Annotated in this window: 11 protein-coding genes; 4 read left to right on the top strand and 7 right to left on the bottom strand. The window is 63.8% G+C overall.

The window, feature by feature from the left end; all coding sequences use genetic code 11:
* Positions 1-218: 218 nt before the first annotated feature.
* The gene (locus tag NTD80_RS15980) at positions 219-1,007 is read right to left on the bottom strand and encodes an AraC family transcriptional regulator (protein WP_065907354.1); all 789 of its coding nucleotides are present in this window, start codon (positions 1,005-1,007) and stop codon (positions 219-221) included.
* A gap of 85 nt (positions 1,008-1,092) precedes the next feature.
* Between NTD80_RS15980 and NTD80_RS15975 the strand changes: the two genes are divergently transcribed.
* From NTD80_RS15975 to aqpZ, 4 genes are all read left to right on the top strand, one after another.
* Positions 1,093-2,091 carry a bile acid:sodium symporter family protein gene (locus NTD80_RS15975; protein ID WP_262134258.1) on the top strand — a complete coding sequence of 333 codons (999 nt, stop codon included), beginning with the start codon at positions 1,093-1,095 and terminating at the stop codon, positions 2,089-2,091.
* Between the two features lie 86 nt (positions 2,092-2,177).
* Positions 2,178-2,540 (top strand): type 1 fimbrial protein, encoded by a 363-nt coding sequence (locus NTD80_RS15970; RefSeq protein WP_120448939.1) that lies wholly within the window; start codon positions 2,178-2,180, stop codon positions 2,538-2,540.
* A gap of 123 nt (positions 2,541-2,663) precedes the next feature.
* Positions 2,664-3,854: a sugar transporter gene (locus NTD80_RS15965; RefSeq protein WP_065907348.1), complete on the top strand. Its 1,191-nt coding sequence runs from the start codon at positions 2,664-2,666 to the stop codon at positions 3,852-3,854.
* Positions 3,855-3,952: 98 nt separating this feature from the next.
* A complete protein-coding gene (aqpZ, locus tag NTD80_RS15960; RefSeq protein ID WP_262134257.1) occupies positions 3,953-4,660 on the top strand; it encodes an aquaporin Z in 708 nt (235 codons plus the stop codon).
* 21 nt (positions 4,661-4,681) lie between these two features.
* Here the strand turns inward: aqpZ and NTD80_RS15955 are convergent, their stop codons facing one another.
* From NTD80_RS15955 to NTD80_RS15930, 6 genes are all read right to left on the bottom strand, one after another.
* Positions 4,682-5,881: an NAD(P)/FAD-dependent oxidoreductase gene (locus NTD80_RS15955; protein WP_262134256.1), complete on the bottom strand. Its 1,200-nt coding sequence runs from the start codon at positions 5,879-5,881 to the stop codon at positions 4,682-4,684.
* Positions 5,882-6,007: 126 nt separating this feature from the next.
* A complete protein-coding gene (locus tag NTD80_RS15950; protein WP_106803487.1) occupies positions 6,008-7,003 on the bottom strand; it encodes a GlxA family transcriptional regulator in 996 nt (331 codons plus the stop codon).
* Complete coding sequence (gene tal, locus NTD80_RS15945; RefSeq protein ID WP_120448935.1) at positions 7,000-7,923, bottom strand: transaldolase; 924 nt, start codon at positions 7,921-7,923, stop codon at positions 7,000-7,002. The genes NTD80_RS15950 and tal overlap by 4 nt, the downstream gene beginning before the upstream one ends.
* Before the next feature lie 22 nt (positions 7,924-7,945).
* Complete coding sequence (locus tag NTD80_RS15940; protein WP_065907327.1) at positions 7,946-8,899, bottom strand: sugar-binding transcriptional regulator; 954 nt, start codon at positions 8,897-8,899, stop codon at positions 7,946-7,948.
* Between the two features lie 45 nt (positions 8,900-8,944).
* The gene (locus NTD80_RS15935) at positions 8,945-9,745 is read right to left on the bottom strand and encodes a glucose 1-dehydrogenase (protein ID WP_065907325.1); all 801 of its coding nucleotides are present in this window, start codon (positions 9,743-9,745) and stop codon (positions 8,945-8,947) included.
* A gap of 11 nt (positions 9,746-9,756) precedes the next feature.
* Positions 9,757-10,521: an SDR family oxidoreductase gene (locus NTD80_RS15930; protein ID WP_262134255.1), complete on the bottom strand. Its 765-nt coding sequence runs from the start codon at positions 10,519-10,521 to the stop codon at positions 9,757-9,759.
* Positions 10,522-10,611: the final 90 nt, after the last annotated feature.

Here is a 10,611-nt window from a genome sequence, read left to right as displayed (position 1 = left end):
AGTCAGCGAAAGAACTCACCGGGCGTCGCGTCAAACTGCTGTCGAAACGCATTGATGAATGCCGAGGTGGACTCGTATGCCTGGCAGACACATGCAATGTCAAAATGTGGGAGCGGGCTTGCTCGCGAATACGCTGGATCAGCCACTGCAGAGGTCGACTGACACACCGCTTTCGCGGGCAAGCCCGCTCCCACATTTGGATCTCCTTCACCTCATGGTCAGCGAAAGAACTCACCGGGCGTCGCGTCAAACTGCTGTCGAAACGCATTGATGAATGCCGAGGTGGACTCGTAGCCACAGCCCAGCGCCACATCGGTCACCCGTTCGCCTTGCTCCAGGGCGGGCAGGGCGGTCAATAGCCTCAGGCGCTGGCGCCAGGCCCGGAACGTCAGGCCGGTGTCCCTCAAGAACAAACGGCTGAGGGTTTTCTCGCTGACGCCCAACTTCTGGCTCCACTGCCCCAGGGTGGTCTGCTGTTCCGGGTGCAGGTTGAGGCTGCGGTAGATCTGGCGCAGGCGCGGGTCGTGGGGCAACGGCAGCATCAGGTCGACCTGCGGCGCTGCCGCCAGTTGGTCGAGCACCACCTGGGCCAGCCGACCGTCCGGGCCATCCTCGGCGTACTCCACTGGCAGTTCACTGAAGCTGCGGATCAACTCACGCAACAGGTTGCTCACCTCCAGCACCTGGCAACGCTCCGCCGCCCAGGTGGTGACGCTGCAATCGAGGTACAAACTGCGCATCTCCGTGTGCGGCGAGCTGAATACCCGGTGCGGCATGCCCGCCGGGATCCACACCGCGCGTTGCGGCGGGGCGACGAAGCGGCCGACGCTGGTCTGGATCTCCAGCACCCCGGAGATCGCGTAGGACAATTGCACCCACGGGTGGCTGTGCCGGCGCGTCAGCGCGCGGTTGGGCAGCGATTCGGTACGGCCATACACCGGCCGTGGCAGGCTGGAAAGCCCGGGCACGCTGCGGCGCACGGTGTTGGCATGTCCTTTAGGCGGCATTTACTGGCTCATTGGCGTTAGTCGGTAACAGGCCGTTACGTTAGAGTCGCGATGACGCTCTTGGCAACCCCCGGAAGATCCGCTTATGACTCGCCCCCGTTTTCTGCCCGACAACTTCACCCTGACGCTGATCGCCACGGTGATCCTCGCCTCCCTGCTGCCCGCCAGCGGCCAGACCGCCGTGGCTTTTGGCTGGGTCACCAACCTGGCCATCGCGCTGCTGTTCTTCCTGCATGGCGCCAAGCTGTCGCGCCAGGCCATCGTGGCCGGTGCGGGGCACTGGCGCCTGCACTTGCTGGTGTTCAGCCTGACCTTCGTGCTGTTTCCGCTGCTGGGCCTGGCGCTCAAGCCGCTGCTTTCGCCGCTGATCGGCAAAGACCTGTACATGGGCATGCTCTACCTTTGCGCCTTGCCGGCCACGGTGCAGTCGGCGATTGCCTTCACCTCGCTGGCGCGCGGCAATATCCCTGCGGCGATCTGCAGCGCGGCGGCCTCCAGTCTGTTCGGCATCTTCCTCACGCCGTTGCTGGTGACCTTGCTGCTCAACGTGCACGGCGACGGCGGCTCCACGATCGATGCGATCCTCAAAATCAGCGTGCAATTGCTGCTGCCGTTTGTCGCCGGGCAGATCGCCCGCCGCTGGATCGGCGCGTGGGTGGGCCGCAATAAATCCTGGCTGAAGTTCGTCGACCAGGGCTCGATCCTGCTGGTGGTGTACGGCGCGTTCAGCGAAGCGGTCAACGAAGGCATCTGGCACCAGATCCCGCTGTGGGAACTGGGTGGCCTGGTTGTCGCTTGCTGCGTGTTGCTCGGCCTGGTGCTGGTGGCATCGACGCTGTTGGGCAAGGCCTTTGGTTTCAACCAGGAAGACCGCATCACCATCCTGTTCTGTGGCTCGAAGAAGAGCCTGGCGACGGGCGTACCGATGGCCCAGGTGCTGTTCGCCGGGGCGACCATGGGGGTGCTGATCCTGCCGCTGATGCTGTTTCACCAGATCCAGTTGATGGTCTGCGCGGCGCTGGCCCAGCGCTATGCCAAGCGCCCGGAAAGCATTCCCGAGATGATGGGGCAGGTGGATCCTTGATCTAGCGCAAACCTTTGGACGCGGCGCCTCAAGTTAACGCTCGGGCAGACGACTTAGTGGGTAAGAGCCCAATAAGGAGTGTCGACATGAGCGTCAAGCGTCTTTCGGTAATGGCAGGGCTCCTGGGTGTCTGGGCGAGTACGTGCGGCGCCGCGCAGATCGTGGGGCAGGGCAGCATTGAGTTCCACGGCAGTATCGTCGAGGGCGGGTGTGCGACAAATACGCACAGTGGCGCGGTGATGGAATTGCACGAGTGTGCCGTCGCCAGCCGCGGCAGCCACTTCGATGTACGCGGTGTGGCGCCGGTGGCCAGTGTCGACGCGGCCCACGTGCTGCTGGTCGCGGACAGCGGCAACGGGCGGTATTACGACCAGCGCTATGTGCTCGTCGATGGCGCCGGCAAGCCGATCCGGTCGGGGAACTACGTGGTGACCATGACCTTACCGTGACCCCGCTGAGGGTATTTTGAGGGGGATGGGCGTCAACAGCCGGCCGAGAAACCTATAGAATGCTCGGCGGCGGCGCTTGTCCTGGGTGGCCGCTTGATCATCGCCAGAGTACCTCGCCCTTCAATGAGCATTTCAGCCGCAACCCCCCAAGCCAACTGGCAACCGGTCATCGCCCTGGCGCTGGCCGCGTTTGTGTTCAACACCACCGAATTCGTGCCCGTGGGACTGCTCAGCGCCATTGGCGCCAGCTTCGACATGCCCATCGCCAGTGTCGGCCTGATGCTCACCATCTATGCGTGGATCGTGTCGCTGACCTCGCTGCCGGTGATGCTGCTGACCCGCAACGTCGAGCGGCGCAAGTTGCTGATCGTGCTGTTCGGCATGTTTATCGCCAGCCATATTCTTTCCAGCGTAGCCACCAGCTTCGGCATCCTGATGCTCAGCCGGGTCGGTATCGCCTTGTCCCATGCGCTGTTCTGGTCGATCACCGCGTCCCTGGCCGTGCGCCTGGCGCCGGAAGGCAAGCAGGTGCAGGCGCTGGGCTTGCTCGCCACCGGCACCTCGCTGGCGATGGTTCTGGGCATTCCGCTGGGCCGCCTGCTCGGCGAAGCCATGGGCTGGCGCACGACCTTCCTGGTCATTGGCGCCTTCGCTGCTGCCCTGGTGTTCTGGCTGGCGCGCACCTTGCCGCCGTTGCCGAGCCAGAACTCCGGCTCCCTGCGCAGCCTGCCGCTGCTGTTCAAGCGTCCGGCGCTGGTGGCGCTGTACGTGCTCACGGCCATGACCGTCACCGCGCAATTCACCGCCTACAGCTATATCGAACCCTTCGTCGAAGGCGTGGCCGGCATGAGCGGCAGCGCGGTCACCCTGATCCTGCTGGTGTTCGGCGGCGCGGGCATCATTGGTTCGCTGCTGTTCAGCCTGGTGCACCGCTTCAACCCCCACGTGTTCGTGGTCGGCGCGGTGTTCCTGTTGGCGGCGTGCCTGTCGCTGCTGCTGCCGTTGAGCGGCGCCGAATCCTACCTGGTGATCCTCAGCGTGTTCTGGGGCATGGCGATCATGGGCTTCGGCCTGGCCATGCAGTCCAAGGTACTGGTCCTTGCGCCGGACGCCACCGACGTGGCGATGGCGATGTTCTCCGGCATCTACAACATCGGTATCGGCGGCGGTGCGCTGATGGGCAGCTGGGTCGGCAGCCACTTCGGCTTTGCCTGGATCGGCGCGGCGGGCGGCTTGCTGGCGGCGGTGGCGTTGATCGGCTATTGCCTGGCGATTCGGCGGTTCGGCACGGGTGTGCCCGCAACCCCGCGGTAAAACGCTAAAACCAGACAAGTCTTACAGGGCGCCATGATGCCCATTGCTACCGTCGCCCAGGACCGCCCACGTCCTGTGGTGACGGCACCTGAACAGCAATGGAGTCACCTGTGCAAAGACGTTTGACCGCAGAATTTCTCGGAACCTTCTGGCTGACTTTCGGCGGATGTGGCAGCGCCATTCTGGCGGCTGCGTTCCCTGGGTTGGGGATTGGCTTCGCCGGCGTGTCACTGGCGTTCGGCCTGACCGTATTGACGATGGCCTACGCGGTGGGCGGTATCTCCGGTGGGCATTTCAACCCGGCGGTGACCCTCGGCCTCTGGGCGGGGCGCCGCCTGTGCGGGGCGAAAGTGCTGCCCTATATCGCGGCGCAAGTGGTTGGGGCCATTGCGGCTGCAGCAGCGCTGTATGTGATCGCCAACGGCCAACCCGGTTTCGAGATGGGCGGCTTTGCTGCCAACGGCTACGGCGAGCTGAGCCCGGGCCTGTTCGACATGAAGGCTGCGTTGCTGGCCGAAGTGATCGCCACGTTCTTCTTTGTGCTGATCATCATGCGCGTGACGGGGCCGGGCGCGCCCGCAGGCTTTGCGCCGATTGCCATCGGCCTGGCGCTGACCCTGATTCACCTGGTCCTGATCCCGGTGACCAACACTTCGGTCAACCCCGCGCGCAGCACCGGCCCGGCGTTGTTCGCCGGCGGTGAGTACATTGCGCAGTTGTGGTTGTTCTGGCTGGCGCCGATGGTCGGCGGGGTATTGGGGGCATTGGCTGCTCGTGGCCTGACGGTACATACACCCCAGAGTTGATAGCTGCCGCCCCAGGCGCGGTCAGGCCACCGGGATCAGCGGGTCAGCCGCCGCCAGGGCGGTGGCCCGATCAGCAACGGGTGGGTAGATCCACACGGTGTTGATCTGCTGTTTAAGCTCCTTGGCTTCCTGGCCCACCAGTTTGAGCTGACGATCCCAGCCCTCGGTGTACACCGCGCCCCAGGCACCGAGGTCGAGGCAGGTGACGTATTTGGGCTGGCTGTAGGTCATCGGGGCCACACCGATCAGGTCGGCGGCGACGTTGTTGCCGGCGTAGCGGCCCAGGGCAATGGCGTGCTGGCAGGACATGCCGGCGAAATGACCCAGGTCATCGGTGGCGGCGTAGGCCACATCACCGGCGGCAAAGACATCGGCCAGGCCCTTGACCTTGAGGTTGCCGTCCACATGCAGGCGGCCCTGGGGATCAAGGGTGCCGCTGACCTGTTCGGTCAGCGGGTTGGCGCGAAAGCCGATGGTCCAGATCACGGTACTGGACTCAATGCGTTCCCCATCGGCCAGGGTCACGCCGCCGGCATCCACCGCGGCCACTGAGGTGTTCAATCTCCATTCCAGGCCCAGGTGTTCGCTGGCTTGAACGATGGACGGGCGAATACCATCGCCCATGGAAGCCGCAATCTGCGGGCCGCGGTCCACCACGATCACACGAATATTAGCGTTGTCACCCAGTGCTTCGCGCAGGCGTGCCGGCATTTCGGTCGCGGTCTCGATCCCGGTAAACCCGCCGCCGGCCACCACCACAGTGTTACGTGCCGGGCTGTCGTGCAGCTTGTTCAACCCCTTGATGTGCGCTTCGAGGCGCGTGGCATCTTCGATCTGGTCCACATCGAACACGTGTTGGATGCCTTCCATCTGTGGACGGTTCAGACGGCTGCCAGCGGCTAGAACCAGGCGATCGTACGTGAGGGTGGTGGCTATGCCAGCCGCATTGCGGTAGGTCACCTGCTTGCCATTTTCATCGATGCGGTCGGCGGCGCCCTCGATGAAGTCCACGCCGACCGCCGCAAACAATGGCCCCAGCGGTGCTTGCATGGCATGCACGTCGGCTTCGTAGAAACGTGGACGAATACGTAGCGCCGGCTGTGGGGCCAGCACGCTGATCTGCACGTCATGGCGATCATGTTTATCCAGCAGGCGTGCGGCGCTCAAGGCGCTCCAGACACCGCCGAAGCCGGCGCCGATGATAAGGATGTGCTGCTTCATGGGGATGCTCCAGGGACCAGGTCGATACGATTGCTCAAGGTGCAATGCGTTACCGGCCTACTCTAAGAGCGCCGTTGTTTGTCGGGTAGGACACAAAACCCTGAATTACTGCCAACCGGCCTGTTGTCAGCGGGAAAAGCGCGCGCGGTAGTCGCGAGGGGAAATCGACAGGTGGCGATGGAAGGTGTAGCGCATGCGTTCTTCATCGCCAAAGCCACACAGGTGCGCGACTTGGTCGATGTTGCGCTGGGAGTCTTCCAACAGGCGTCGTGCCGCCTCCACGCGAAACAACTCGATGGCCTTGGCCGGGGTGCGCCCGGTTTTTTGCTTGTAGACCCGGGCGAAATTGCGCGGGCTCATGCGGCTTTGTTCTGCCAGGCGCTCCACCGTAAGCTCGCTGTCGCTGAGGTTATCGGCGATCCACAGGTGCAAGGCGTCGAAACCCGCAGTGTCATCGGTCTGCGCTTGCAGCAGTTGGCTGAACTGGGCCTGGCCACCGGGCCTTTTGAGAAACACCACCAGCTCCCGCGCCACTTGCAGGGCAACGTGACGCCCGCAATCGGCCTCGACCAACGCCAGCGCGAGGTCGATACCGGCACTCACGCCTGCCGACGTCCACACATTGCCTTGTTGGACAAAGATCGCGTCCATGTCCACTTCGATGCTCGGGAACCCGCGCTTGAGCATGTCGCACATCGCCCAGTGCGTGGCAGCGCGCCGGCCTTGGAGCAAGCCGGCCTGGGCCAGCAGGAACGTGCCGCTGCACACTGAAGCTGTGCGCCGGGCCTGGGTGGAAGCATGACGCAGCCAGTCCACCAGATCGGTGTTGGCGGCCATCGCCTGTTGAATGGCGGGGGCGCCGGGTACGATCAAGGTGTCGAGGGTGGCGGGGTCAAATTGTGCCAGTGGCAGGGTATCGACGCTCAAGCCTTCGGCTGTTGGCATCAAGCCACCCGCCAGGCTGGCGGTGTGCATCACATAGCCCGGCAAGCCACGCTCGACCATGGCCTTGGTGGCCGCCCAGAACACGGTCTGGGCACCGGTCAGGTCGAGCAGGCCCATCTGCGGGTAGGCCAGGAACACCAAGGTGCGCGACTGGCCGAGCGGCTGGACGGGGGTCATAGCGCCGACAACACCGCCTCCAGTTTTTCCTGGTCCCGCGCAAACTGGCGAATGCCTTCTGCGAGTTTCTCAGTGGCCATCGCGTCTTCGTTCGAGGCCCAGCGGAACTGTGCCTCGGTCAGCTGCTGGCGCGCTTCGCCGTCGGCGCCCGGGGTGAGTTTGCGTGCCAGCGGGCCCTGGTCTTCATCAAGCTTTTGCAGCAGTTCCGGGCTGATGGTCAGGCGGTCGCAACCGGCCAGCTGTTCGATCTGGCTGAGGGTGCGGAAGCTGGCGCCCATCACCACGGTCTTGATGCCGTTGGCCTTATAGTAGTTGTAGATGCGCGTGACCGACTGCACGCCGGGGTCTTCGGCACCGGTGTAGTCCAGGCCGGTGTTCTTGCGGTACCAGTCGTAGATGCGGCCCACGAACGGCGAGATCAGGAACACGCCGGCGTCGGCGCAGGCAGCTGCCTGGGCGAAGGAGAACAGCAGCGTCAGGTTGGTCTGGATACCGGCCTTTTCCAGGCGCTCGGCAGTGCGGATGCCTTCCCAGGTCGAGGCCAGCTTGATCAGCACGCGGTCGCGACCGATGCCGGCCTGGTCGTAGAGGGCGATCAACTGGTTGGCCTTGGCCCACAGCGCGTCTTCGTCGAATGACAGGCGCGCGTCGACCTCAGTGGAGATGCGCCCCGGAATCACCTTGAGAATCCCTGCACCCACCGACACCGCGAAGTGGTCGCCGGCCAGGCCCACATCCCCTTTGGCATGGCTCACGGCACGGCGCAGCAGGTCGGCGTATTCCGGGATGGCGGCGGCCTTGAGCAGCAGCGAAGGGTTGGTGGTGGCGTCCACCGGGCGCAGGCGGCTGATGGCTTCCAGGTCGCCGGTGTCGCAGACCACAGTGGTGAATTGCTTGAGTTGTTCGAGCTTGGACGTCATGAGCGGCAGTCTCCAAAAGAGGTTATTGGTTGAGGGCCTGTGCGGTATCCAGGTCGGTAATCAGGATGTCCAGGTAGCCGCCCTTGAGCGCGCCACGAATCGCCTGGACCTTGTTCAGCCCGCCGGCCAGGCCCAGCACGCGGTGGATGCTGCGCAGCTTGGGCAGCGCCACCGACACCACGAACTCTTCATCTTCTTCCAGTACCGGCTTGCCCTGGGCGTCGAAGTAGCGCAGGCAGATATCGCCGACGGCACCGCGCTCGGCCAGCAGGCGCAGCATGTCTTCGGTGTAGTAGTTGCCACTGTTGCGCAGCAGTTGCGAAGGCTCCAGGTCGCCGATGCCGACGATGGCCAGGGTGATGCTGTCAAAGCGTTGCAGCACTTCCTTGACCTCTTCCATCTGCACGATGCGCTGCTTGCTCTCCACCGATTGCTCGATGCTTTGCGAGGGCAGCAGAAACGCCGGGCAGTTGAGCAGGGTGGCCAGGCGCTGGGTCAGCAAGGTCGCTTCAAACGCGCCTTTGTTACCGACGCCACCCAACAGTTGTACCACTTCCTGGGCGCCTTGTTTGCCCGGTTGTGCATGCAGGTGGCCGACCATGGCGCGAATGGTGCTGCTCCACGACGAAATGCCGATATGATCCTGCGGCGAAAGGCTGGTCTCCAGGTAATGCGCGGCGGCCGAGCCGATGGCCTGCTTGATGCTTTCGTCATTGCCCGGTTCGGTGGCTTCAACCACGATCACCCGACGCACGCCATAGCGGCGCTGCAACTGGGTTTCCAGCTCCAGGTGCAGGCCTTGCAGGCGCATTACGCTGATCTTCACCACGCCTTCCTGCAGCGCCCGACGCAGGGCGCGGCTGATAAAGGATTGGGACAGGTCGAGCTGTGCGGAAATCTCGGACTGCTTGAGCCCTTCTTCGTAATAGAGGCTCGCGATCTTGGTGATCAGGCGCTGTTCTTCGATTTGGCTCATGAAGGCCTCAGTGGTGACATCAATGCGGGTGAGGATACCAAACCCTTACGACATGATCAGGCCGCCGTCGATATTGATCGCCTGGCCGGTCAGGTAGGCGGCATCGTCGGAGGCCAGGAACGCCACCAGGCCTGCCACATCCGAGGGTTTGCCGGCACGGCGCAGGGGAATGTTCTTGACCCATTCGGCCATCAACTCGCCTTTGCCGTAGCGTTTTTCCTCGGTGCTGAGGATCTCGCCCCACACGCGGTCGTTGTAGTCCCACATTTCGCTTTCGATGATACCGGGGCAAAACGCGTTGACCGTGATGTTATGCCGCGCCAGTTCCAGCGCCAGGCTCTGGGTGATGCCGATCACGCCCATTTTGCTCGCGGCGTAGTGCGGCGTATAGATGAACCCCTGGCGGCCCTGGCCGGACGAGGTGTTGATCAGCCGCCCGCTGCCTTGCTTGACCATGTACTTGGCCGCTTCCCGGCAGCCCAGCCACACGCCGGTGGTGTTGACCTGCAGCACCTTGTCGAAGTCGGCGCGGGGCATTTTGTCGTAGTGGTCGATGGTGATGATGCCGGCGTTCTGCACCGACACGTCGATGCTGCCAAAGCGCGCGTGGCCTTCGCGGTAGAGCTTTTCGATGTCGTCTTCACGGGTGACGTCGATAGCCAGGGCCAGGGCGTCGACCTTGTATTCCTGGGCCAGTTGGTCGGCGGTGAAGGTCACGCGTTCCAGGTCATTGGAAGCCAGTACCAGGTTGGCGCCTTCCTGGGCGAAGCGCTCGGCAATGCCGGCGCCGATGCCACGGCAGGCGCCGGTGATCACGATGGTTTTACCGCTGAAACGTTGCGACATCACAAGACTCCTTACCAGCAGACGAAGCCGCCATCGACCAGCAGGTCGACACCGGTGCAGAAAGACGAGGCCTGGCTGACCAGGAAAATCGCCGGGCCGACCATTTCTTCCACGCTGGCCATGCGGCCCATGGGCGTGGTCTGTTCAAAAATCTTCACCTGGTCGGCGACTTCCGGGCGCGAGTTCATCGGCGTCGCGGTGTAGCCGGGGCTGATGCAGTTGACCCGCAGGCCCTTGTCGGCCCATTCCATCGCCAGGCTTTTGCTCAGGTGGATCACCCCGGCCTTGGAGGTGTTGTAGTGCGCCTGCAGCAAGCCGCGGTTGACGATGCTGCCGGACATCGAGGCGATATTGACGATGGCGCCTTTGCCGCGCGGCAACATTACGGCGGCCTGGGCCTGGCAACTGAGGAAGATGCCCGTGAGGTTGATGTCCAACGTGGTCTGCCAGCGCTGCAGCTCGAGGTCTTCGGCGGCCTGGGCGTTGGCGATGCCGGCGCAGTTGACCGCCACGCTCAGCGGGCCGAGTTCGGTTTCGGTGCGAGCGACGGCGGCGTCCAGGGCAGCGCGCTCGGTGACGGTGCCGCTCAGGGCCAGGGTGCGACGGCCCAGGGCCTGGATGCGTTCTACGGTGCTGGCAATGCCGGGGCTGCCGGGCAGGTCAAAACACGCCACATCGGCGCCAGCCTCGGCCAGCCCGACGGCGATGGCCTGTCCGATCCCGCTGCCTGCACCGGTGACAAAAGCGACTTGGCCCTGAAGACTAAAAAGTTGCATGGATGACTCCGTAGTTCATGGTTAGCAATACACCCCGCCCTCTGTGGTGAGCGGGCTTGCCCCGCGTTGGGCTGCGAAGCAGCCCCTCGA

The sequence above is a fragment of the Pseudomonas sp. 13B_2.1_Bac1 genome (assembly GCF_025466155.1).
GTDB lineage: Bacteria > Pseudomonadota > Gammaproteobacteria > Pseudomonadales > Pseudomonadaceae > Aquipseudomonas > Aquipseudomonas aylmerensis.
Note: the sequence above shows the minus strand (reverse complement) of the source record. Positions and strands in the feature narration are given on the sequence as shown.